The sequence below is a fragment of the Chitinophaga pendula genome (assembly GCF_020386615.1).
In the GTDB taxonomy this organism is placed as follows: Bacteria; Bacteroidota; Bacteroidia; order Chitinophagales; family Chitinophagaceae; genus Chitinophaga; species Chitinophaga pendula.
Genome location: NZ_CP077769.1, coordinates 1,522,800 through 1,547,406 on the forward strand (window position 1 = coordinate 1,522,800; position 24,607 = coordinate 1,547,406).

Sequence of the window (24,607 nt, forward strand, 5' to 3'; positions counted from 1 at the left end):
CAATCGTATGATAACAAAAACATTGATGGACCTGCTGAGCGCCCCGCATGTCGATATTCAGGTTACCGGCAACATCATCCACGTAACGGGCAACAGCGCCGACCTCCTGCCGGAGATCAGAGAACAGATACAATTACAGAAACAGGCACTCCTCAGCCACTACCAGGCTGCTGCGGGTATCGCCACCGCAGGTACAGAAGAGGCAATCGTCCGGTTTGATATAAAGGATACCATAACACCCGCCGCTCGACATCTCGACTTCAGCCTCTTTTATTTTGGCAATGCAGATGCCTACGACGACGTAAAAGAAAAATATAAACTACTGATAGAGGGAGCCCGATTTGGTGACAAAAATGGCTTTACCGCCGTATGGACACCAGAGCGACATTTCAATGAATTCGCCGGTCTGTACCCCAGTCCGGCAGTCGCCGGCGCCGCCATCGCTGCCTCCACCTCCCGCATCGGCATACGCGCTGGAAGCGTCGTACTCCCCCTGCACAACCCCATCAGAGTAGCAGAAGAATGGTCCGTAATAGACAATCTCTCCGGAGGCAGAGCAGGCATCGCCTGCGCCTCCGGATGGCAAGCCAATGATTTCGTGCTCGCTCCCGATCACTACACGGAAAGACATGCCGTCATGTATAAACACATCGAACAAATACAACACCTCTGGAAAGGAGGTGCCATCACCTTGAAAGATGGCAACGGACAACAGAAAGATACCCGCATCTTCCCACGTCCCCTGCAAATACAATTACCCATGTGGATCACCTCCAATGGTAACCTCGATACCTTCCGCGCCGCCGGTCGCCTCGGCCTCAATATCCTCACCAACTTCTGGGGTAGCTCGCCAGACGAACTGGGCGAAAAGATCAACGTATACCGGCAAGCCCGGCGCCAGCATGGACACTCGGAAGGAGAGGGCAAAGTAACACTCATGCTGCATACCTACGTAGCCCCCACCAGGGAAGATGCCTACGAAAAAACCCGTACCCCCCTCATCAACTACCTCCGTTCCTCCTTCGGCCTGTTCCGGCACTTTGTCGCCAGCAATGGCAACAATCCCGAAATACAGCGCTTCAGCGAACAAGAGATCGAAAATATGTTGGACTATTCTTTCTATCGGTATGTGTCCGGCTCCAGCCTGGTCGGCGCACCGCAAGATGTAGAACAGGTGCTTATCAGGTTCAGCAGCCTGGGAGTAGACGAGATCGCCTGCCTCATAGATTTCGGACTGGAATATGAAGACATCATGAAAGGATTGCAACGGCTCACCGCCGTCAAAGACAACTACCAGGCAATGGTCAGCACCGCCACACAGTCAGCCCCATCGACCGACCTCCCGCTGGAAGTTGCGGGTTTCTGATCACCCTAAAGCCGCTGCTCCAGCCGGATCGTAACCGTATCACCGTTGTTGCTATAAAGCATACAACGCCAGCGCAATAAAAGCACCGGATAAGGTGTTGAAGAAATTGACCATATTGTTACCGATAATACCTCGCCGCTCTAGGGAGGCGCCGAGTAAAGAATCTACCAGGTTACCCAGCACGCCTCCGGCAAACACATACCATGCACTGCCATCTGGTACTACCGTCATCGCATACACGACCGCAATGACCGCTGCCCCACCGGCTCCGAGCAAAGTACCTTCCAGGCTCACCACACCGTCCAGCCCACGCGCCTCCTTTCTGAAAGTTAAAATGTTATAATGCCGCTTACCATACACAACACCCAGCTCCGACGATAGCGTATCCGCTGTAGCCGCCGCAAGACTGGCCGCCATCATCATCAGGGATGGCGCCTTCAGGTCCGGGTGCAGAAATGCCAGCACAGAGATCGCCGACGCCACCCCACCATTAGCCAGCACCTGCCCGCTACGCCGTATCTCAGGATGCGCATCTGACTGCTCCTGCAATGCCTTCTCTGCCTTCCGGTGACCGGTAGCCAGCGTTGCCAGTACAAAAAATACCGCCAGGAATAACAACCCGGGCAAACCACCGCCCAGGTAAATACAGATGCCCGTCAGCCATGCCATCATCCCAGCCGCAAAGGTCAACTTGCGCTTCCGGATACAAATGGCCGCCACAGCCAGTAAAACAAAGGGTACTATTAATGCAAGAACAGATGACGACATGCCCAAAACTACCTTAATTATTTGATCATTACCCGCGCATCTCCTTCGGAAAACGATCACCTACCAACCCCAGCTCAATGCCGTGCTCAAGGTAAGCCTTCAGTCCCGACAATACCAGCGTAAACCCCTCCGTTAGATCCCGCACCTTCGCTACCAACTCCTCGTCAGCAGGAATACCGGTATTGACGATGTTCACAAACGTCGCATCCGGCCCTAATTCCTCAAACGTCCACTCCACCATCCCACTACCTTCCCATTCCAGGAAGATACGCTCGTTCTCCACAATCTCCTCCACCCGTACCGGCGTACTCACATGATACATCTCCCAGGTCCACACCACCTCCGCACCCGCTGCCAGCTTACCCGTACTTTGGGTAAACCAGAAACGGGTCGTCTCCGCCGGGTCAATAAATGCATTGAAAACAACAGCCACCGGCCGGCGTATCAGCATAGCTGCGCCGGCATAAGGTTGATTACCTGTCTGAGTCATGATGATCCATTTTATAATGAATAAATAGAGAATGATACATCGCTACTCCAACGTTAGCAACACCTCAAATGGATGACCCGCCAATCCCAGCAACTCACAGAAGGCCGCTTCCGTATTCCTTCCCTGCACTTTCAACGCCACCACCTGCTCCCGGAAGCCTTCCCCTCGCTCCTGCAATACCCGGTACTCAATCAGCATATGCCGGTAACCATACTGCTCCTTCGCAGGGATGGGCTGCCCGAATATCTCCACCGGCACACCTTCCGCCTCAAAATTCGCAATCACCGCCAACAAACCGTTCAATACCCCCTCCCGTAACCGGAACAAGGGATAATCCCCAAACAACGTCTGTAAGTGTACACGAAAAGCTATTGCATCCTTATAACAACAACTAATGTCAATATCACTGTCGGCAATAGCTACACGAATGGGAATACTACCGATCAATATAGGCCCATATTCACCTAATACCTCCAGCAACCGGTGCCGGGTCACAATCGCATATACCTGCTGCTGTAAAGGGGTACCTGCCTGTAAATAAGAAATATCCGTAAAGTCAAAGGCTGGGTTCATGCCATAAACTTACCGTTTTTCCTTAAGGTTTAGTCTTGTCAATGATCTCCTGCCAGATAAGCCGGGCGATCTGTTCCTGCTCTACCGTGCGCAACCGCTCCTCCAATACTACCTGCCCGTTCTCATTGTATTGCAGGGTGTCCGGCAAAAAGTCAAGTGGCTTCTCTTCCGCAGTAGATACACGATAAGTGGTATGTTGCGCTTCATGATCAATATCCACATGAAAACGATAAGGCTTATCATCGATATATACCGTAATAGTGGTTGTCTCCATAATTGTTGATTATATAGGTGCTTCAAATGACTGCATCACTGCGTCGCCGATAGCGGCAATCAGCTTTTTATCTTTTATCAGGTCCATCTTCCAGCCACTTTTACCGTACCGGATGATACCCATCGGCGCATCGTTAAGTGTAATATCCAACTCGTAACAAAAGCCTGGCCGGCAGGTCTGTGAAATAGGTATACCCTCCCCCTTATACGTCACATCGTCATACTCAAATTGGATGGGTACCGGCGCCCGCTCCAACTGATCAATGATCTCTTTAAGAAAAGCAATAAGATGTTTACGCTGGGTCGCGCCGGAAGCACTCCATTTTTGCTTGTCCGCCCGCTTATGTGCTATCTTGAACTTCAAACCACTCATCGTAGTGGCATAGTCATTGGCATTCAGCTTCTCCGCAGTCTGGTGAGCAAGGATATACCAGTGATAACCCGTACCGACCGGTACCCCCGATCCCTCTGGTGCATGTCCCACCCGCCGTTTGGTCACTGCATAAGAGATCTCCCACAGGTCAGGTGTGATCTTCGTTTCCTTCCAGTCTCCCTGGTCATAATGCCAGTGATGACCTCGCCCTATCTGCACACCGGTATACTGCATACCATTATATTTTTTGTAACGATCATAAGAAGCAGATAAAGGCGCTTTAACAGCGGATGCCACCGCCTTCTTCGAACGTTTGGCAGTAGCCCGCTTCCCATTTCGCTGCTCCTTCTTTTTGATAGTTGCCATAAGAAAATGTTTTGTGTACTAACTGTTTTTCCCGTAAATACTGTGCCATTAAATGACAAAGGCCCGCAATCACTTGCAGGCCGCTATGATGAGCAATGATCAATCTGCTAAAGCAAAGGAGAGAGGTCAGCCGCAGAATACGCAACAGACTTTAATGCCTTATCATCCTGTGTACGATATACAATAAATACACCGTCCGTCTCTTTGTAATATGCATCCGTACTCAGCTGCTCCTGGTACCATTGTACTGTCTCTTCCGCTTCTTCCCGCGTCTTGCAGGCCTTGCTCATATTGGAACGGTGCACCTCTCCGAAGAGCGCCGCAAATTTCTCCCCCAATCCAAACTCCAGCGCCGTCCCCAATAATACATATTGCAGATCGCATAACGCATCCGCCACCTCCACCAGGTCATTCTCAGCAATTGCTGCCTTCAGCTCCGCCAGCTCTTCTTCGAACAACTGTACACGCAATTGGCACCTGCCCGCTGCAGGAATAGCCGGCGCCTCCAGGATAGGAACCTTGAATGCGTGGTGAAACGCCGTCACCTGCTCTAAAAAATGTGTCGTTTTCATCCGCCTAATTTACTGAACTTTTTGTCTTGTTTGCCCCCGGATTTGGCCGAAGTGTACCCCTTCCGGTAAACAGGATGGATGGATATTTGTAGTATAAAGCACATCACCATTCTATCACCTAAATAGCGGACAATATGAAAAGACTATCATACAATATCTCCATCAACGCTCCCAAAGAAAGAGTATGGGAAGTACTCTGGCAGGATGCCTACTACCGGCAATGGACCGCCCCGTTCAGCGACGGGTCTCACGCCGTAAGCGACTGGAAAAAAGGAAGTAAAGTGCTCTTCCTCGATCCCAAAGAACAGGGGATGCTCTCCCGGATAGACGACTTGATACCCAATGAATACATGTCGTTCCGGCACCTGGGAGAAGTAAAGGATGGGAAAGAAGACTTCACCTCCGCCTTCGCACAGGAATGCGCTAACAATGAAGTATATGAAAATTATACACTGCAATCCGTAGATGGTAAAACAAATGTACGCGTAGATACAGACCTGCCGGAAGAATACGTCTCTATGATGGATGGTCTCTGGCCCAAAGCATTGCAACAACTTAAAGAGATCGCAGAACGATACGAATAAAAAAAGGTCCTGGTTACCAGGACCTTTTTTTCTAGGAGGCTGCCGTCGCCGTCGCTTCCTGCTCAGGTACCTTGTTCAGCACTTTCACCAGCCAGGGCAACGTAAGCCCTTGCCCGATCAGCGTAAACAACACCACCGCAATGGAAATAAAGATGATATCATTACGCATCGGAAATGGCGATCCGTCCTGTAACGTCAAGGGCAAACCAATAGCGATCGCCAGCGATACAATACCCCGCATCCCCGACCACCCAATGATCAGGCTGGTCTTCACATCCAGTAACGCATTTTCTGTGATCCGCCCCCGCTGACTCACAAAAGCCCTCGCCAGGTTCGCCCGCTGCATGAACACTCGCGTCATCCGCAACGCCAACGCCACCACCGTAATCAGGAAAGCATAACCGATATAAGGCCAGAACTGCTCCGGCGTTATGTTTTTGATCACATAGGGAAACTGTAACCCCATCAGGATAAAGATCAGCCCGTTCAACAGGAAAATAATGATCTCCCAGATAGAACTCGACTGATGCCGCAACGACTCGGGAAATACCTTCCGGCTGAACCGCGCAATACCCAATCCCAAGATCACCACCGCGATCACACCAGATACATGCACCGCCTCCGCTACCACATAGGTCACAAAAGGCATCAGCAACATATAACTGATCACCACCAGGTTATTATTACGCACCCGCACCAGTATGAACGCCAGCAACTTGGCCATCGCCATCCCCATCAGGATACCGCCGCCCATCACGATCACAAACTGTAAGGCGGCCTTCCACAACACAAAGGCTATACCCGTTACCGCCGCCACCGCAAATCGGTAAGCGATCAACGCCGACGCATCATTCACCAGGCTTTCCCCCTCCAGGATCGTATTCGTCTTGTGAGAAAGCCCCAACCCCTTCGTAATACCGATCGCCGCCACCGCATCCGTCGCTGATAAAATGGCCCCGAGCACAAAAGACAAGGGCCAGTCCATACCAGGTATACAATACCGCGCAATCACCGCAATACCTGTCGCCGTCAAAAACACCAACCCTATCGCCAACGTACCGATCGTATGCAGATGTGTCCGGAATTCATCAAATCGTATGTTAAAAGCAGCATCGTAAAGCAGGGGAGGAAGAAAGATCAGCAACACGATCTCCGGGTTCAGCTCTATATGCGGCAACGATGGTATACAGCCTAACCCGATCCCGGCCACAATCAACAATACCGGGTAAGGCAACTTCACCCTTTCCGCAAAAACAGCTAGAAAAATAATGATAGCAAGAATAGATAAGACAATGCTGTAATTTTCCATAGCCCTAAATTAATACTCCTATACCATTCCTGTATCATTCCTATAGCATTCGTATAGTCATTGTATAAGCAAAGCATATAGCAGCTTATACAATGACTATAGAATGGATATACAACGCTTATACATTGCTTATACAATGCTTATACAACGCTTATACAAGTGGTCGGTAATAGATTGATTGTTAATTTAATAGACGAAGAGAACACAAGGAATGATATTTGCAGCTGCCCATATTGTAAAAAAGGTTTGTTATGAAACAACTCACCAAAGAAGAACAAAGGATTACGATCGTGGATACCCTCATCCAACTGTTATCCAAAGGCAACGCCCACGTTACCTTCGAAGAAGCAGTAAATGACCTCCCCGCGCACCTCCGCGGCATACAACCCGAAGGACTACCCTATAGCATATGGCAATTGGTAGAACATATCCGTATCACCCAATGGGATATCCTGGAATTCTCCCGCGACCCCGCACATGTATCGCCTGCCTGGCCCGACGAATACTGGCCTGCCGAAACAACACCAGCCACCAAACAGGATTGGGAACATAGCCTGGAACAAATAAAGAAAGATAGGAACGCTTTCATCGCTTTGATCAAAGATCCCTCCACAGACCTGTATACCCCATTCCCTCATGGCGACGGACAACACCTGCTGCGCGAAGCCGTCCTCATAGCAGACCATACCGCCTATCACACGGGGCAGATCATCCTCGTCAGGAGATTACTGAAGGCCTGGAAATAAAACGCCTGCAAATCAACTACTCCAGCAGCTACCGCCGCCTCACAACCTCACACAAAAATGCCTGCAAAGATGCCGCCCGCAGGCACACCTTTGCAGGCACGAATAACATAAAGGGATACAGATACTAGAAATTATAACCTGCCTTCAGACCCCAGAACCCTCTAGTACCATCCTTCAACCAGGCTTCATATTTACCGGATACTTCCAGCCCCAGCAAACGTACACCAACACTGGGCGCCAAAATAACCGCCGTACCAGAATAGTCGCCGGTGAAATTCGCCGCACCGCTCTCAAACTTCACAAATACCAATGGGATGAAATGATAACGCAAACCCACCCGGATAGGAAACGCCCCCAAAGCAGGATACTTAACAGTAGCACCATTGTTGGTCTCCGTCTTCCCGCCAAAACGCATATAACCTACCGATCCGGTCACTCCCAAACCCGCAACCAGCTTAATATCCGCTTGCAAGCCCACACCAAAACCCCGCTTGTTGGTCTCCTGGAAATCACCGGTAGGAAAACCCGCCTCCACAAAAGGACCCAAACTGAATCTTTTTAACTGGGCCGATGCAGAAAAATGACCCACACATAGCATAACTACAATGGCGGAAAGAATGCCAAGATGTTTTTTCATAGTAATGATTGTTTACGCAAAATGATGTTAAAGTTCGTTGTAAATGTATAGAAAAATTATAATACAGAAATATGCAGGCTTACAGCTTAGCCATCATCAACAAATGCAATACCAGTTATGACCACTGTCCTCGCCAATCGAATAACAGGAATAGCTAAAACGGCATCAGTATTATAATAGCTACGTTTTACTTTTGAAGCATAGTTACCGGGAAATTCCCCGTGACTACTATTCAACGTTATGAAAAGATATTTGTTCAGCACGCTGCTTATATTAATGATCGGTAACTCCCTCGCTGGTCACCGGCTTTCCGCACAAGCTATACAGCCACTTTCCAGTGATAGCTTCATCACCGTTCACCAGGGTTTACCCTTCGTCCATCAACGTATACGACATCAACAGGCTGTCAAAGTAGCTTTCCTGGGTGGCTCCATCACCAATATGCAGGGCTGGCGGGATCTCGTCAGCACTTACCTGCAGACACACTGGCCACAGTCCGCCTTCACCTTCCTCAACGCGGGTATCCCCTCTCTGGGGAGTCTGCCCCACAGTTTCAGACTTCAGCAAGACGTATTGTCCCAGGGAAAGATCGACCTCTTATTTATCGAATCCGCCGTCAACGATAAGGTCAATGCCACTGATAGCCTCGTACAACGCCGCGCCCTCGAAGGCATCATCCGCCATGCCCGCCGCATCAATCCACAGATCGACATCGTGCTGATGGCTTTCGTCGACGAAGATAAGATGAACGACTACCGCCATGGCATCACCCCGGCAGAAGTAGCGTTACACGCCCGGCTCGCCGACTGCTACCAGCTTCCTTTTATCAACCTGGCAGCAGAAGTGACCCGCCGTATCGATAACAGAGAATTCTCCTGGGAAAAGGATTTCAAAGACCTGCACCCCGCACCGTTCGGCCACCGCCTTTACGCCAACACTATCGACAGGCTGCTGCAACGCTGCCTCGATAGCACCATCGCCTCCTCAGCACAACGCGCTTTACCACCACCGCTCGATAAGGCAGCTTATACGTATGCAAACTACGAGCCATTACAAAAGGCAACAGCACTGCAGGGATTCCGCTTCACTCCCGCTTGGCAACCGGTAAATGGCGTCAACACCCGCCCGGGTTTCGTAAACGTACCCGTCCTCGAAACTGATAGCGCCGGCGCTTCCCTACAATTCCACTTCACCGGCAACGCCGTCGGCATCGCCATCATCGCCGGCCCCGATGCCGGCATCATCAGCTACAGCATAGATGGCCAACCCGCCCGCACCGCCGATACCTACACCCGCTGGAGCAAAGCACTACACCTGCCCTGGTACCTGCTCCTGGCAGATAACCTCCCCACCGGCCTGCATACCTTGTCCCTGGCCGTCACCAATAATAAAAACACCCAATCCAAAGGATACGCCTGCAGGATCGTCCACTTCCTCGCAAATCGTTAAAAAAAGCCCTCATTTTCACCGCTTTCAGCCGCACTCAGCAAAAAACGGTACAAGGATTGTGCAGTATCCCGAAAATGAGATGTTATGGCTAGTATTTTTTCGAAGATGAAGAGCGCTTACCAATTATGGAAACAGGTAGATGTAGATCAACTTAGTAAACTGGCAGCCAAAGTAGACCTGCCTGCCGTCATGAGCACCGTCGCACAAATGGACGATAACCAGCTGGCAGGCCTCATGAAAATGCTGCAACCAGGGAAAAAGAAACGCAAAGAACTGCCGCCCATAGAAGGCGACTTCTATACCCTCGGCCATCGCCTGTCAGAAGAAGATCGTGCCCTCCAACTGCAAGTAAGAGCTTTCATGGAACGGGAAGTACAACCCATCGTCAACGAATACTGGTTACGGGCAGAATTTCCCTTCGAAATCATTCCCAAACTGGCCGAACTCAATATCTGCGGCCTCACCTACGAAGGATATGGCTGCGCCGGCCGATCCTACCTCCTCGAAGGCATGATCGCCATGGAAATAGCCCGCATAGATACCTCCATATCCACCTTCTTCGGCGTACAAAGCGGCCTCGCCATGGGCTCCATATACCTCCTGGGCTCCGAACAACAAAAACAGGAATGGCTGCCTTCCATGCAACAATTCAAAACAATTGGCGCATTTGGCCTCACAGAACCGGAAATTGGCTCCGCCGCCGCAGGTGGCCTCACCACCACCGCCCGCAAAGTAGGAGATACCTGGATACTCAATGGCCAGAAAAAATGGATAGGCAACGCCACCTTCGCCGACGTACTCGTCATATGGGCCCGGGACCTCGATGATAACGAAGTAAAAGGATTCATCGTCCGTAAAGACAACCCCGGCTTCAGCGTTAGAAAAATGGAAGACAAAATGGCCCTCCGCATCGTACAGAACGGCCTCATCACCTTGCAGGACTGTGAAGTAAAAGATGCCGATCGCCTCGTATATGCCAACTCCTTCAAAGACACCGCCAAAGTACTACGCATGACAAGAGCCGGCGTCGCCTGGCAGGCCGTAGGCTGCGCAAGAGGAGCCTACGAACATGCCCTCGCATACACCCGCCAACGCAAACAATTCGGTAAACCCATCGCCGCATTCCAGCTCATTCAAAACCACCTCGTCGAAATGCTGTCCAACCTCACCGCCATGCAGACAATGGTATACCGCCTGTCCGAACTGCAAGACCAGGGCCTGCTCAAAGATGAACATGCCTCCCTAGCCAAAGTATTCTGCTCCCTCCGCACACGCGATGTCGTAAGCCGGGCCCGCGAAGTAATGGGCGGAAACGGTATCCTCATGGAATACAACGTCGCCCGGTTCGTCGCCGATGCCGAAGCCATCTACTCCTACGAAGGCACCAAAGAAATCAACTCCCTCATCGTAGGCAGAGCCATCACCGGCTTCAGCGCTTTCGTATAATACCGGCTTTTAACATAGCCCTCCCTATCTTTGTACCTGCATAAAAGGACATTACGATGAACCGCGCTTTTATTTTTGACCTGAATGGCACCATGATCAACGATATGGAATTCCATCTCGATGCCTGGCATACCATGCTCCGCCGCCTCGGCGCCACTCTCGACCGGGAAACCGTCCGTAGCCACATGTATGGTAAAAACGAAGAACTCCTCGAACGAATATTCGGCCCCGGACACTTCTCCGCCGAACAAGTCGCCGCTATCAGCGACGAAAAAGAAAGAGGATACCAGCAAGTCTTCCGCCCACACCTCCAACTCATCAACGGCCTCCAAACCTTCCTCCAACGCGCCGCCGATCAACACATACCCATGGCCATCGGATCCGCCGCCAACCTGTTCAATATCGACTATGTACTAGATAACCTGAACATCCGGCACTACTTCAAAGCCATCGTCAGCGCCGAAAGCGTACAAAAAAGCAAACCCCATCCCGAAGTATTCCTAAAAGCAGCTACCGCATTAGGTATACAACCAACCGATTGCATCGTGTTCGAAGATGCTCCAAAAGGAGTAGAAGCTGCCGCTAACGCAGGTATGAATGCATTGGTACTCACGACTATGCATACACGAGAAGAGTTCGCCGCTTCCAAAAATATCATCGGCTTCGTTAACGATTACACCGATCCTTTGCTGGAACAGTGTTTCGTATAGGTGTGAAGATATATTTTGCATAATAGTCTGTAAATGTCCCCACATCACAGTATCTTAGCAGACAATTTAAACTGCGGACTATTTATGACACGTTATTACCGGCAAACCCGTATGCTGGTTGCTATCGACTGTATTATCTTTGGCTTTGACGGGAATGATCTCAAATTGCTCCTCATCAAACGTGGTTTTGAACCACATAAAGGTAAATGGAGCTTGATGGGAGGATTCGTACAGCCTGGACAAAGCCTGGACGATGCAGCGACACACACACTAAAACAACTTACTGGCCTGGAAGGGGTGTACATGGAACAGCTTTTCGCCTTTGGTGATCCCAAACGCGATTCTGCCGAACGCACCATTTCAGTCGCCTATTTTGCGTTGGTAGACATTAACCAATACACACAACAGTTGAACAATAACAACTACCGCGCAGAATGGGTGTCTCTTAAAAAACTTCCCCGCCTGATCTTCGATCATGTGAACATGGTGCACCTCGCGCAAGAAAGACTGCGTTATAAGGCGGCGATTCATCCTATTTTATTTGAGCTACTGCCGGCACGTTTTACACTGCCGCAATTGCAGTTGCTGTATGAAGCAGTGTACGACAATGAATTCGATAAACGCAACTTCAGCCGTAAAGTACTATCTACCGGCCTGCTGATCAAGCTGAAAGAGAAGGAGCGTACTACTTCCAAAAGAGGAGCCTTCTACTACAAGCTCGACAAAAGGAAGTATAATGCCAAATTTGACGCTTTCCTCAACTTTATCACAGATCCCGGAAAACTGTAACATACAGCCTTCCGGTACTATGCCAATAAGAGCGCGCGTTCTATAATTCCATCAGTTCACGTATTAGCTTTTTTCCCGCCTCCCATTCTCCAAGGCAGGAAGCACTATTGATATGCCCGGCATTACCGGCGTGTACAAATCGACTCCCCCATGCAGCCGCAAACCGTATGGAGCGGGATAGCGCCGTATACTCATCATTAGCACTCGCTACTACAATCGAAGGAAATGGAAGCCGCACCATCGGAATAGGCGCAAATCCTATCGCATCCCTCGTAAATGAAGGACGCTCCACATCCGCTGGCGCCACTAACAACGCGCCTCTTATGGCCAACTGCGTTTGTAATGCCCAATGCACCGTCGTAATGCAGCCCAAACTATGCGCCGCTATAACAACGTCAGGCCCCGCCATGCCCACCGCTGACTCCATCTCCTGCACCCACAACGCCCGCTCCGGCGCATCCCAATCCTCCTGCATAATACGCCGCACCTCCGGCGATATCTCCCATAATGTCTGCCAATGACCCACACCAGAACCATACAGCCCGGGAGCAGTCAATATCTTAATTTGCATAGGTTCATATATTTTGTCGATGAATACTCGCAACTATTCGTTGCACATTAGAACACGCTCCGCGTAACAGTTCCTCTTATCCGGGTGGTGGAACCAGATAGGTTAACCTATATGCCTAAAGTTAAGCCTTACACAATAAAAAAAGAAAGGTCGAAAGAATTCGACCTTTTGTAATGCTAAAATTCCACGTTATGGCACTCAGGTCCATAAAAAGCTAAAAATATCTTACAGTATACTGTTTCATCATTAATAATAATCCGGGAAAGACATACTACCACGGTAACGCATATACACTATGACGCTACTTGGGGCAATACCCAATAGTATGGTTACACTTTTTAGTTATAACCCCTTTTGATGCTGGCTCACTTATTTGCTCCGGTGCTGCTGTTCCGAAGACTTTTTTTTCCGGTGGCTTTTCCGGATACAGCAAATGTAGGGTATGCTAAATCGATAGTCAAGAATTTAGCTAACTTATTTTTTACTAATACGTTTTAGCAGGCAAAATATTTTTAAATGGCAACTTATCTACCCAACCAAATGGCAAAATATCATCAGAAAACACGAAAAAACGTTAGGAAAGAAAGAAACAACCGCCTTTTTAGAACAGACCCAAAAAACAAACAATAAAACTAACCTGCTCCCATAACGCAGGAACCTCCCTCAACAAACAATATAGAAGATCAGTATTGGATAAATTTCAGATTACGGCGTATCCCTCCATATTTGGAACGCTTAAGCGGAGAATAACGAAAGACCTTCCTGAACTCCTCCTCCGTCAGATCCTCCCAGTCACGCGTACTGAAGTTAAGGATCGCCGGCAATGGCGTAAACTCAACCGTCGTGTTCGGCCTGGAAAAACGATTCCACGGACACACATCCTGACAAATATCACATCCGAACATCCAATTCTCAAACTTACCTTGCATATTCTCCGGGATCAACAACTCTTTCAACTCAATAGTATAATAAGAAATGCAACGGCTGCCATCCACCACACCCGGCGCCACCAACGCATCCGTCGGACAGGCATCCAGGCACCGCGTACAGGAACCACAATAATCCCCCGTAGGACTATCATATAATAAAGGAAGATCCGTAATAAGCGTCGCAATAAAAAAGAAAGACCCCGCCTGCTTATGGATCAGATTCCCGTTCTTACCAATCCATCCCAAACCACTACGCTGCGCCCAGCTTCTCTCCAATACCGGCGCAGAATCAATAAAACCACGCCCACTCACTTCCCCAATCTCCTCCTGCATCATCAGCAACAACGTATTCAACTTACCCTTGATCACCTCATGGTAATCCTGACCATACGCATACTTGGCAATACGGGGCGCATCCACCACCTGCTGCTGCTCCGGATAATAATTCAACAACAGCGTGATCACCGAACAGGCATTATCCACCAGCTTCCGCGGATCAATACGTTTGTCGAAATAATGCTCCATGTAACGCATACTACCGTGCATACCCCGGTTCAACCACTGCTCCAGCCGCCGAGCATCATCATCCAGCTGTACCGCCTGCGCAATACCACAATGGTCAAAACCCAACGCCGCCGCCTGCCGCTTAATAAATGCCGTATTTCTCTCCAGTGTGTTCATATCAGGATTGCAAATTTACACTATTTCTGCACTACGCCTAACAATCAGCTACCACGTAAGTGTTAGCGCTACATTGAAATGGGTGTCATAACTTCGCCGCTCATCAATACCTATATGAAATTTAAAAGTACTGTTAGCTTCCTGCTCTGTCTGTTGACAGCAACCGTCAATGCACAGGAAAAGAAACGCACCAAATTCGGTAAAGTAACCCCGGACGACTTTCAAACCAGCCACTATACCGTCGATACCAGCGCCTCCGCCATCATATTGTCCCATATAGGCTCCTCCGAGTTCGAAGGAGATAATGAGGGCTTTAAATTGGTACATAAACAACATTTCCGCGCCCGGGTACTCAACAAAAATGGCTACGACATCGCTACCGTAGAAATCCCCCTCTACAAATCCGGACAACAGGAAGAAAAGGTAACGCAACTAAAAGCCTATACCTATAACCTGGAAAATGGACAAGTCGTACAAACACCGCTCGAAAGCAGCAGCGTCTTCACCGAACAACAAGACAAAAACCACTTCTCCAAGAAGTTTACATTCCCCGCCGTCAAAGAAGGAGCCATCATCGAATACTCCTACACCGTGAATTCCGATTTTTACTTCAACCTCCAACCGTGGAACTTTCAAAGCATATACCCAACATTGTGGAGCGAATACGAAGTGACCGTACCCGAAGTATACGAATTCGTATTCCTCATGCAGGGATTCCACCCCTTCGGCCAAAAAGATAGAAAAGACGCCCGCCGCCAATTCTCCTTCCGCGTAACCGCCAATGAAGGCCTTGCCTCCAGCGGCCGCACCGAAGCCGTCTCCCTGCTGCTCGGCGTCAGCACCTACTTCTGGCAAGCCAAAGACGTACCCGCTCTCCGCCTGGAAAACTATACCACCAGCCTCAAAAATCACATGACCCGCATAGACTTCCAGCTCGCATCCGTACACTGGCCCAATAATCCCATCAGACCAGTAATGGGCACCTACCAAAAAATGTCCGAAGACCTGCTGAAAAACGAAAACTATGGCGCCGATCTCACCAAAGGAAATGGATACGCAGATGTAGTAAAAGATCTCGTAAAAGGCATCGATAACCCCGAAGAAAAAGCTAAACGTATTTATGCCTACGTAAGAGATCACTTTAGCTGCACCGGCCACTCCGCCATATATACCACCAAATCACTGAAATCCGTATTTAACAGCAAAAGTGGTAACGTCGCGGAGATCAACCTCGTACTGGTCTCCATGCTGAAAGCCGCCGGGCTGGAAAGCTGGCCCATCCTCCTCAGCACACGTAAACATGGATTCACCTCCCCCGTATATCCCTTGATCGACCGCTTCAATTACAGCATAGCTGCCATTCAACTCGATGACAGCACCGTCAGCTACCTCGATGCGTCCTATCCCCTGGGATTCGGCCGGCTCCATCCTTCCTGCTACAATGGCCACGCACGCGTCGTAAACCCAGATGCCACCCCGCTCACCATCGCCGCCGATGACCTGGTAGAACAACGCCTTAGCAGCGCCTTCATCGCTAAAGGGGCAAATGGTAAACTCGAAGGCTTCCTGCAATACAGACCCACCTACTTCGAATCCTACGACATACGCGAAAAAATACGCGACAAAGGAAAAGAATCCGTCTTCAAACAAATGGAAGAACGCGTACCCTTCAACACCACTTTCAAAAACGCAGCAATAGAAGATATAGATAGCCTCGAAAAATCACTCCTAATCAAATACGAATTCGAAGCAGAAGCACCGAAAGAAAATATACTCTACATCAATCCAATGATGGGAGAGGACATAAAGGAAAATCCGTTTAAATCGCAGGTACGTACCTACCCCGTAGAAATGGCGGCAGTATTGGATAATAACTTTAGCCTCAACCTCCAGATACCCGATGGGTACGTCGTAGACGAACTCCCCAAACCCACAGTCGTGAAATTCAACGATGATGAAGGCGTATTCCAATACCTCATCGCCCAATCCGGCGACAATATCCAGTTCCGCTCCCGGATAAAACTCAATAAAGCCACATTCGCCCCCGAAGACTATGAAGCCTTGCGTAGCTTCTTCGATATGATCGTGAAAAAACAGGCAGAACTGATCGTCCTTAAAAAGAAACAATAGCATGATGTACACTATCAGACGTTGGTTAGTCATACTGTTGATGACAAGTCAGGTGGTAACCGCCATGGCCGGTGATCCGGATTATAATACCGCCGGTATACCCGCTGCCCTCAAAGAAAAAGCACATGCGGTACTCAGGACCGGAGAAACCGTCGTCCACATGGCCGACCTGAAAGAGGTCAGGGTCACCTATACCTATGCCATTACCATACTCGACCCTCAGGGCGCAGACTATGCAGCCCTCAGCTGGGGATACGATAAATTATGCGAACTCAACGCCATAAAAGGCACCATCTATGATGCCAACGGCAAACAGATCAAAAAAATAAGGTCATCCGATCTGAAAGACCTGCCTGGTACAGAAAATGGTACCTTCATATCCGACGACCGCATCAAACAATACACCTGCACCTACCCGGTATATCCCTATACCGTAGAATATGAGATCGAAGAAAAATATAACCACTCCTTTATGTTCCCCGCCTGGTCGCCGCAACCGGGCATGTTCTGCGCCGTACAACAACGTAAGCTCATCGTCAACATACCCGCAGACTACCCCTTACGCCACCGCGCCTTTCACTACCCGGACAAACCAGTAGAGACAACCACCGGCGATCGTAAGACCATCACCTGGGAAGTAAAAGACCTGCCCGCAAGAGAACACGAACGATTTGCACCAGACTGGTGGGAACAAACCACCACCGTATTCCTGGCCCCCGCAGACATGCAGCTGGACCGCTATAAAGGCAACCTGCAATCCTGGGAAAGCATGGGCCGCTTCGTATACCAGCTCACCACCGGCCGCGATCAACTGCCGGATGCCGTCAAACAACAAGTACATGCACTCACCGATGGCCTGACCTCCGATGCAGAAAAAATAAAATCCCTGTACCGCTACTTCCAGCAACGTACCAGGTACATCGGCATCCAGCTCGGAATAGGGGGCTGGCAACCATTCGATGCAACCTCCGTAATGACAAAAGGATATGGAGATTGTAAAGGACTGACTAACTGTATGTATGCCTTGCTAAAAGAAGCAGGCATCCGCTCATTTTATACCTTGGTAAGGGCAGGAGAGGAGAAGCAGGAACTGATAGCAGATTTCCCCCGGCAAGCCTTTAATCATGCCATCCTCTGCGTACCAAATGGCAAAGACACCACCTGGCTGGAATGTACCAGCCAGTACGTACAACCGGGCTATATGGGTGGTTTTACAGGCAACAGACCCGTATTGTTAATAGATGAAGCAGGGGGCAAACTGGTACGTACACCGGCCTATGGCATGCTGCAGAATCAGCAGATCAGGAAGATCAACGCACAGATACAACCCGATGGTAATGTACAAATGAACTGTAATACCGTCTACACCGGCATGCAACAGGACGACCTATTTGCCAGTTACCACCACCAGTCAAAAGAAGCATTCCTCAAAGACAGACGCAACGCATTCGATCTGCCTAGCTACGATATCGACCAATATAAATGTACCGTCCTGACCAATGACCTGCCTGCCATAGAAGAAGATATGCAGATCACCGCCCGTAGCTATGCCACCGTAAGCGGTAAACGTATCTTCCTGCAACCTAACCTGCTAAGCAAAGGAGGAAGCCTGCAGGATAGTAAAGCGGCCCCCCGTCACTCAGAAATACAGCTGCACTACGCCTTCCGCGATATAGATACCGTAAGGATCACCCTCCCCGATGGATATAGCCTGGAAGCACTGCCGGAACCAGTAGCTATGCAAAATGCATTCGGGAAATACGCGTCACAAACAAAGGTGGAAGACCGTACAATACTCTATATCAGAACACTGGAACGGACAGCCGGCAGGTTTCCGGCAACAGACTACGATAAACTTATAGCATTACTCGTCGCAGAATATCGGGGAGACAGGAACAAGATCGTACTGGTAAAACAATAAAGATTTTTTCTTAACAAGAGATTTGACGTCTCAGCATTCACTGCTTCAACTCCGAAATGGAAATGCCCATATCTTCAAGCCGGAGAGAGAGATTGGATAAAATATAGTCCTGCTCCATTGGAAATCGCGCTGTCAATTGCTGATACGCCGGTATTAATCGTTTATCCTTTACGCCGGATAACGCCTGTAAAGTCGTGTGTATCACCTCGTTGGCAGGATCATGCAAGCCCTGGATGAATACATCCAGGTAAGCAGCCTTGTTGGCGATTTTGCCTAGTAGGTAAAATGCACTAACACGGATTTGCGGATTTTTATGGGTGGTAAGGGGAATGATCAGCGGTACATAATCAATATTGCTCTCCAACAACAGGTAGCCGCAAAACCGGAATGTTTCCTCGTCCGTAACGCCGCGCAAACTTTCTGTTATCAACGCTTGCCATTCTGCGCTTTTATCTTTTGCATACCACCAGACAAATTGTAAAACAGGTAACGGGTTGATGGCGCTGTAAGCCAACAAATGCGGCTTTGCCAACTGGTAATTAAACTTTGTCAGCACTCCTAACCATTCCTGCTGGTACGCCGGATCGGCATCCTGGTATGCTTTTTCCAGCAAGGTGATCATGACCGGCGATATACTGCGTTTGGAGAGGATACCACGGATACACTGATGTTTGACCAGCGGATCGATAGCTGCGTGATACTTGTTCAATAGTAGCTCAACACTTCCTCCCATCGTATAACCAAACCAGGGCGCAGCGTCTGTTAGCAGGTCCTCCGAAAGAATTTCATCCAGCCAGCGTTCATACCAATCCAGGAAGTTGTCTTCAAAACAGAATTGGGGTCTTTGCCCGTCCGTATCAAGGTTGATCACCCGTCCGGCATGTTCACCGTTTAACACTAGCCCATGTACATACGTACAGCCCTGTGAACCGATAGGTAATATGCCCGCATAAATATTTCCTAAGGCGGCGTCATAGGCCTCATCGGAAATATCGTCTTCCTCCGTCTCTTTTATGAGATGCTGCCATGCATCAATTGTTATGTCAGGATAGATTTTTACCGGCGCTCCTAAATACTTTTCAGGCGCATTGGTCAAGTCATCCACACCTGTCCCTAAGGGGTAAATACCGTAGAAGGGTCCAGCTGCTGAATCCGCATAGGATACGCCGCCATTACCTACCAGCAGGAGGAAGGCCTTATAACATTCGGGCAAAACAATCTTATACCGTGTTTCGAAATCCAATAGCGCTGTTACACTCAGCGGTTGGTGGAGAATATATTGATGGGTTTGAGCACCAAAAGCCGTCAACGCCTTGTCTGTTTGCTCGGCTGCTTTCAACTTAATCTTGATCCGTGCTATCTGTTCATCAAATTGATACATAGCGTTGCGTTTAAATACCAATTAAAGGCATTTTTAAGTAAAAGGATAGTATGCTCCTCTTTTCGAAAGTAGCCCTATTTTTCGATAGATCCATATATAAGAAGAGGCGGTATCAAAAGTATGATACCGCCTCTTCTTACCGTAAATTACTATCCGCTGCCGGTTTATTTTTCTCTTACACTGATCGAAATATGCCGGTCCTTTTTCCGCTCCTCATCCGGAGCATTGGCCGATGCTTTGGCAAACTTAGACCCATATCCCTCTGCACCCAGCAATTGCCCTGCTGCCGCATGAAGACGCTTCAACTCATTATCTACCGCCTCCGCTCTCGATTGGGAAATCCTTAAATTCACCGCATCATCCCCGGATTTATCCGTATAACCGCCTATTTTGATCTTCACCTTCGGAAAAGCCTTTAATATCGCAGCAATATTCGTTACCTGCTTCTTACTCTCATCTGTGATCTCTGCACTGTTCGTCTTGAAATTCAGATTGTCGAAATCAAACCATACATCCTTGCCAGCCGACTTGGAATCGTCTTTCAGGAACTGAACAAGTTGATCCTCTATGCCGCCTTTATAAGCATCCAGCACCGTACCGTCTGGTAATGTCACCTGGATATTCTCCCTCACAGCCTCCGATGCAGCAGGAGCAGCTACTCCCGGAGCAGCTACACTGTCCCCCGAATGAGCGGCAGTAACCGTACTGTCGGTAGTAGTAACCGAATCGGTGCTGTGTTTACCACCACAACCTTTCATCAGGTACCACAAAAGAATAATAGCCGCCAGGATCAGTATCAAAGACCATAACCAACGATTGCCACTGGCTTTGTTAGCAGCCCCCGTAGCAGCGCCCGTAACCCTCCCCGCAGTGTCACGTACACCGTCCGCAACATGACCGGTAAGACCTCCCAGGCGTTTACCCAATTCTCCCAGGTTACCCAGCCCCAACAGACCAGCCAGGTTGAAGCCTCCCGGTACCGCAGATAATATCTTGTCTTTTTGACTATTCAGGAATTCCGTAAACCCGGATGGCCCCAAGTTATGCTGGTTCGCATATTGCCCAGCTACCCCCAGCGCAGCAGGTGCAGCAGCACTCAGTAACGCCTGCGCAGACGTAGACTTTATGCCGGCAAACGATGAGATCATACCGGCAATAGATGACACCTTATCACCAAAGAGACGACCTAACAAGTCAATCCCCTGGCCAGCCAACCCACCCGCATTATTAGTCAATGCATGGAATATACTATGCTGCGTATCAGCACCAGCCGCCTCCTTGGCTATGTCCAGCGCACCAGCTGCCTCACCGGGCGTACCGCCGGCTTTATTGAGTAAACCAGCCAACACAGTGGGAACAATACCTCCCAGGGCCTTTTGTATACCACCCTCACTTTCGCCTAATTGATCTGCAGCTTTACCGACCACCTCACCGGTAAAGAGGTTTTTTACAGTTTCCAATAAGTCAAAAGACATAGTTTATGGGTTTAGAGGTTAAGAAAAAAGATAACAGGCCAGAGATAAATACCGGAAGGCACCCATTTACTGTTGTTTGCCCGCGTATGAACTGTATAAACAATCATACACGTAAAATAGTTGTAAAAAAGGCTAATAAATGGAAACACAGGCATATAGACGACCAGAAAAAAAACAACATACAGATACCCCGCCAATCGCATTAAAGAGTTTTTTTCATGCTTATAGATGTCTCATTTCACAACGGAGATGAATATATTATTTTAAGTGTAGTAGAGACAGTAATATTTTTTAATAATGATTGATTCGGATATGTATAATGTATTTTGTTTTTTTTTTATGGCGATGAAACCTTCTGCTGTAAAGGATTGCGGGAGATGTGTATTGATGGAATAAACACTAAATGCGATTTTGTCTTGTCAGGTAGCCGCGTTTTTTGTATCTTTGCATCGCTTAATTTTTTTGACTGTCTAATATGCCTTCCGAGCATTCATTACTGTACGGCAGTCCCATTTATTGGTAAATGATCACGTGTCGGGCCGCATCGCGCCCGGTTCTCATTCCAGCTAGCTGTTTTTATATGCAGTTGCCCGCGCACAAGCTTTACGCTTAGTGGCCTGGAAAAGATCAGCTTAAAAGTTATGGTAAAGTTGTTGACTATGATTAGAACACTACTATCATTGGCAGGTGCATTGTCATGCCTGTTACTTATCAATCCGGCATTTTCTCAAGATAGTATTCCGAGTAATAACAAGCCCGTGATAAAGATAGGTGGTGCACTGAGATTTAATTACAACTTATCCGATTGGAAAAAAGAACAGGTGAAAAGAGGTGGCGATTTCGGTTTCGATATGTTCCGTATCAACGCCGATGCCTCCTGGAAAAAACTGTCATTGCATGCAGAATATCGCTTCTACTCAAAAGATTTCGGCGGCGGTATGCTCAAAGAAGGTTACGTTCGCTATCATTTTAATGATAGCCTGTTCCTCGACCTGGGCCTCCACCAGGTGCCCTTCGGTAATCAAACCTATAACTCTCATAGCTGGTTCTTTAACCTCCCTTACTACGCCGGTCTGGAAGACGACTACGATATGGGCATCAAACTGGTAAAAAGAAGCCGTAATTGGCTCCATCAGCTCGCATTCTATAAAAACGCAGAAGAGCTGTCCTTCGGCGATAAGTCTGCCATCGATCCCGGCCGCTATTCATACGACTTAGCTGGCAGGAATAAAGAAGTCAATCAGGGAAATATACGCAGCGCCTATTTCTTTAATGATCGCAATAGCATCGGCGCTTCCGCCATGTTAGGTGGGATATATAACATACCCACCGGAAATATGGGGCATCACTGGGCAATAGCATTGCATACAGACCTGGGCTACAGAAAGTGGAACCTGAAACTGCAATCCCTCTATTACGAACGGCATGCAGCCGATTCCGCACAGTATCGCAAACAATTGGAAATGGGTGCCTACGGTGCTACCTATCAAGTAGCCGCCCGCGGATTTATACATACCACTTCCTTGTCCTATACACAACCAGTCACCTGGGGGCCCATCAGCACCCTCACCTTCTACGAAAACTATTCCTATATGCACAAGCCGGAGAATGGTTTCACAGATACACAGATGAATGTACTAGGATGCATGCTCACAGCAGGACATATCTATACGTATGTCGATTGGGCCGCCGGATATAACCAACCCTGGCTGGGACCTCTCTGGAATACCGCACTGGCAGCAGGCGACGCCAACGCCAATTGGCACAGTCGCTTTAATATAAACATCGGATACTACTTCTGATAATATCAGAGAGCTACTTCATCACGAAAAATAACGCTTATGTCTACACTCAAAATAGAAGATCTGACGCTGATATTCGGCCGCGATCGGGAAACCGCTTTAAATATGCTCAAAGACGGTAAACCCAAATCGGAAATACTGGAAGCTACCGGCTGTACCGTAGCTGTCAGCAATGCCTCCTTTGAGATAGAAAAAGGAGAATTTTTTGTCATCATGGGACTATCAGGTAGCGGTAAATCCAGCCTCCTGCGTTGCCTGAACAGACTGATCTCACCAACAGCAGGCAGCGTATTCATCAATGATACCGATATCACCAAACTAAACGAACGGCAATTGCAAGAAACCCGGCGAACAAGCATCTCCATGGTGTTCCAGCAATTCGGCTTACTGCCGCACCGTAACGTACTGGAGAATGTCGCTTTCGGCCTCGAACTACAGGGGATATCCGCTGCACAGCGACTTAGCAAAGCCCGGCAGGTCATCTCATTGGTCGGCCTGGCCGGCTATGAAGACATGTTGCCAGCCTCCCTCTCTGGTGGTATGCAACAACGCGTAGGCCTCGCTAGAGCACTCGCCAACGATCCGGAAATACTACTGATGGATGAAGCCTTCTCCGCACTAGATCCGCTCATACGCACCCAAATGCAGGATGAACTGCTCGACCTCCAGGAAAAAATGCATAAGACCATCGTCTTCATCACACACGATCTGGACGAAGCCATACGACTGGGAGATCGCATCGCCATCATGAAAGATGGAGAAGTAATGCAGGTCGGCTCACCGGAAGAAATACTGACCGCACCGGCAAACGAATATGTCGCCTCCTTCGTCGAAAAAGTAGATCGCAAAGCCATTATCTCCGCTTCCAGCCTCATGTTCAAAAACCCAACCGTAGCCGTATTCCGGAAAGATGGACCAGAAGGAAGCCTCCGGAAAATGCGCGCAACAGGGCTAAATATACTTCCCGCCGTAACAGTAGATAAACACTTCCTCGGATTCGTCTATCTCAACGAAGTGCTGGAAGTAAAACAACGGGGCGACAAAACAATAGAAGCCGTTATCCACCGCGATGTCCCCGTCGCATACCCGGATACCACCGTAGAACAAATGCTGCCTTTCATCGCCGAAACTGATAAACCCGTCGCCGTAGTAGACCCGGATACCAACAAACTATTAGGGCTGATCACACAAACATCCCTGATCATCGAAACTACCGGCGCTCCGCAATCTGCCTGATAGTGCACCTTCACCGATAAAAAAAAAGAT

Annotated in this window: 23 protein-coding genes; 11 read left to right on the plus strand and 12 right to left on the minus strand. The window is 48.9% G+C overall.

All coding sequences use genetic code 11. The features are described from left to right. Nucleotides 1–7 precede the first annotated feature (7 nt). Nucleotides 8–1,366 (plus strand): MupA/Atu3671 family FMN-dependent luciferase-like monooxygenase, encoded by a 1,359-nt coding sequence (locus KTO58_RS05945; protein ID WP_095840261.1) that lies wholly within the window; start codon nt 8–10, stop codon nt 1,364–1,366. 51 nt (nt 1,367–1,417) lie between these two features. On the opposite strand, the gene KTO58_RS05950 is transcribed toward KTO58_RS05945, so the two are convergent. The 6 genes from KTO58_RS05950 to KTO58_RS05975 all read right to left on the minus strand — a co-directional run bounded on the left by KTO58_RS05950 (nt 1,418) and on the right by KTO58_RS05975 (nt 4,781). Further along, nucleotides 1,418–2,134: a DUF92 domain-containing protein gene (locus tag KTO58_RS05950; RefSeq protein ID WP_095840260.1), complete on the minus strand. Its 717-nt coding sequence runs from the start codon at nt 2,132–2,134 to the stop codon at nt 1,418–1,420. Between the two features lie 28 nt (nt 2,135–2,162). Continuing rightward, nucleotides 2,163–2,624: an SRPBCC family protein gene (locus KTO58_RS05955; RefSeq protein WP_095840259.1), complete on the minus strand. Its 462-nt coding sequence runs from the start codon at nt 2,622–2,624 to the stop codon at nt 2,163–2,165. A 42-nt stretch (nt 2,625–2,666) separates the two neighbouring features. Beyond that, a complete protein-coding gene (locus tag KTO58_RS05960; protein ID WP_095840258.1) occupies nt 2,667–3,197 on the minus strand; it encodes a DUF4269 domain-containing protein in 531 nt (176 codons plus the stop codon). A gap of 22 nt (nt 3,198–3,219) precedes the next feature. Beyond that, entirely contained in the window at nt 3,220–3,471 is a 252-nt protein-coding gene (locus KTO58_RS05965; protein ID WP_095840257.1) for a hypothetical protein, read from the minus strand. A 9-nt stretch (nt 3,472–3,480) separates the two neighbouring features. Continuing rightward, a complete protein-coding gene (locus KTO58_RS05970) occupies nt 3,481–4,209 on the minus strand; it encodes a hypothetical protein (RefSeq protein ID WP_198315008.1) in 729 nt (242 codons plus the stop codon). A gap of 107 nt (nt 4,210–4,316) precedes the next feature. After that, the gene (locus KTO58_RS05975; protein ID WP_095840256.1) at nt 4,317–4,781 is read right to left on the minus strand and encodes a pyrophosphohydrolase domain-containing protein; all 465 of its coding nucleotides are present in this window, start codon (nt 4,779–4,781) and stop codon (nt 4,317–4,319) included. Nucleotides 4,782–4,915: 134 nt separating this feature from the next. Here KTO58_RS05975 and KTO58_RS05980 point away from each other — a divergent pair, with 134 nt between their 5' ends. Further along, nucleotides 4,916–5,365: an SRPBCC family protein gene (locus KTO58_RS05980; RefSeq protein WP_095840255.1), complete on the plus strand. Its 450-nt coding sequence runs from the start codon at nt 4,916–4,918 to the stop codon at nt 5,363–5,365. A 31-nt stretch (nt 5,366–5,396) separates the two neighbouring features. Here the strand turns inward: KTO58_RS05980 and KTO58_RS05985 are convergent, their stop codons facing one another. Then, nucleotides 5,397–6,674 (minus strand): Na+/H+ antiporter, encoded by a 1,278-nt coding sequence (locus tag KTO58_RS05985; RefSeq protein WP_095840254.1) that lies wholly within the window; start codon nt 6,672–6,674, stop codon nt 5,397–5,399. Between the two features lie 251 nt (nt 6,675–6,925). Here KTO58_RS05985 and KTO58_RS05990 point away from each other — a divergent pair, with 251 nt between their 5' ends. After that, a complete protein-coding gene (locus tag KTO58_RS05990) occupies nt 6,926–7,420 on the plus strand; it encodes a DinB family protein (RefSeq protein WP_095840253.1) in 495 nt (164 codons plus the stop codon). 124 nt (nt 7,421–7,544) lie between these two features. On the opposite strand, the gene KTO58_RS05995 is transcribed toward KTO58_RS05990, so the two are convergent. Next, nucleotides 7,545–8,057, minus strand: coding sequence for an outer membrane beta-barrel protein (locus tag KTO58_RS05995; protein ID WP_095840252.1), 513 nt, complete (start codon nt 8,055–8,057; stop codon nt 7,545–7,547). 240 nt (nt 8,058–8,297) lie between these two features. On the opposite strand from KTO58_RS05995, the gene KTO58_RS06000 reads away from it, so the two are divergent. The 4 genes from KTO58_RS06000 to KTO58_RS06015 all read left to right on the plus strand — a co-directional run bounded on the left by KTO58_RS06000 (nt 8,298) and on the right by KTO58_RS06015 (nt 12,451). Continuing rightward, nucleotides 8,298–9,506, plus strand: coding sequence for an SGNH/GDSL hydrolase family protein (locus KTO58_RS06000; protein ID WP_095840251.1), 1,209 nt, complete (start codon nt 8,298–8,300; stop codon nt 9,504–9,506). Nucleotides 9,507–9,590: 84 nt separating this feature from the next. Continuing rightward, nucleotides 9,591–10,952 carry an acyl-CoA dehydrogenase family protein gene (locus tag KTO58_RS06005; protein ID WP_095840250.1) on the plus strand — a complete coding sequence of 454 codons (1,362 nt, stop codon included), beginning with the start codon at nt 9,591–9,593 and terminating at the stop codon, nt 10,950–10,952. Between the two features lie 56 nt (nt 10,953–11,008). Further along, nucleotides 11,009–11,662 (plus strand): HAD family hydrolase, encoded by a 654-nt coding sequence (locus KTO58_RS06010; RefSeq protein ID WP_095840249.1) that lies wholly within the window; start codon nt 11,009–11,011, stop codon nt 11,660–11,662. Nucleotides 11,663–11,746: 84 nt separating this feature from the next. Beyond that, nucleotides 11,747–12,451 (plus strand): NUDIX hydrolase, encoded by a 705-nt coding sequence (locus tag KTO58_RS06015; RefSeq protein WP_095840248.1) that lies wholly within the window; start codon nt 11,747–11,749, stop codon nt 12,449–12,451. A gap of 40 nt (nt 12,452–12,491) precedes the next feature. Here the strand turns inward: KTO58_RS06015 and KTO58_RS06020 are convergent, their stop codons facing one another. Continuing rightward, a complete protein-coding gene (locus tag KTO58_RS06020) occupies nt 12,492–13,022 on the minus strand; it encodes an RBBP9/YdeN family alpha/beta hydrolase (protein ID WP_095840247.1) in 531 nt (176 codons plus the stop codon). A gap of 683 nt (nt 13,023–13,705) precedes the next feature. Continuing rightward, nucleotides 13,706–14,632 carry a tRNA epoxyqueuosine(34) reductase QueG gene (gene queG / locus KTO58_RS06025; RefSeq protein ID WP_095840246.1) on the minus strand — a complete coding sequence of 309 codons (927 nt, stop codon included), beginning with the start codon at nt 14,630–14,632 and terminating at the stop codon, nt 13,706–13,708. 114 nt (nt 14,633–14,746) lie between these two features. Between queG and KTO58_RS06030 the strand changes: the two genes are divergently transcribed. Beyond that, nucleotides 14,747–16,762: a transglutaminase family protein gene (locus KTO58_RS06030; protein ID WP_198315007.1), complete on the plus strand. Its 2,016-nt coding sequence runs from the start codon at nt 14,747–14,749 to the stop codon at nt 16,760–16,762. A gap of 1 nt (nt 16,763) precedes the next feature. Next, the gene (locus KTO58_RS06035; RefSeq protein WP_095840244.1) at nt 16,764–18,683 is read left to right on the plus strand and encodes a DUF3857 domain-containing transglutaminase family protein; all 1,920 of its coding nucleotides are present in this window, start codon (nt 16,764–16,766) and stop codon (nt 18,681–18,683) included. 37 nt (nt 18,684–18,720) lie between these two features. On the opposite strand, the gene KTO58_RS06040 is transcribed toward KTO58_RS06035, so the two are convergent. After that, nucleotides 18,721–20,064, minus strand: a complete 1,344-nt coding sequence (locus KTO58_RS06040) for an SMI1/KNR4 family protein (RefSeq protein WP_157753158.1) — start codon at nt 20,062–20,064, stop codon at nt 18,721–18,723. A gap of 164 nt (nt 20,065–20,228) precedes the next feature. Then, nucleotides 20,229–21,539, minus strand: a complete 1,311-nt coding sequence (locus tag KTO58_RS06045) for an OmpA family protein (RefSeq protein ID WP_095840242.1) — start codon at nt 21,537–21,539, stop codon at nt 20,229–20,231. Between the two features lie 659 nt (nt 21,540–22,198). Here KTO58_RS06045 and KTO58_RS06050 point away from each other — a divergent pair. Together KTO58_RS06050 and KTO58_RS06055 are read left to right on the plus strand one after the other, a co-directional pair. Continuing rightward, nucleotides 22,199–23,341: a porin gene (locus tag KTO58_RS06050; protein ID WP_198315006.1), complete on the plus strand. Its 1,143-nt coding sequence runs from the start codon at nt 22,199–22,201 to the stop codon at nt 23,339–23,341. Between the two features lie 39 nt (nt 23,342–23,380). After that, nucleotides 23,381–24,577, plus strand: coding sequence for a quaternary amine ABC transporter ATP-binding protein (locus KTO58_RS06055; protein ID WP_095840240.1), 1,197 nt, complete (start codon nt 23,381–23,383; stop codon nt 24,575–24,577). The last annotated feature ends 30 nt before the right edge of the window (nt 24,578–24,607 follow it).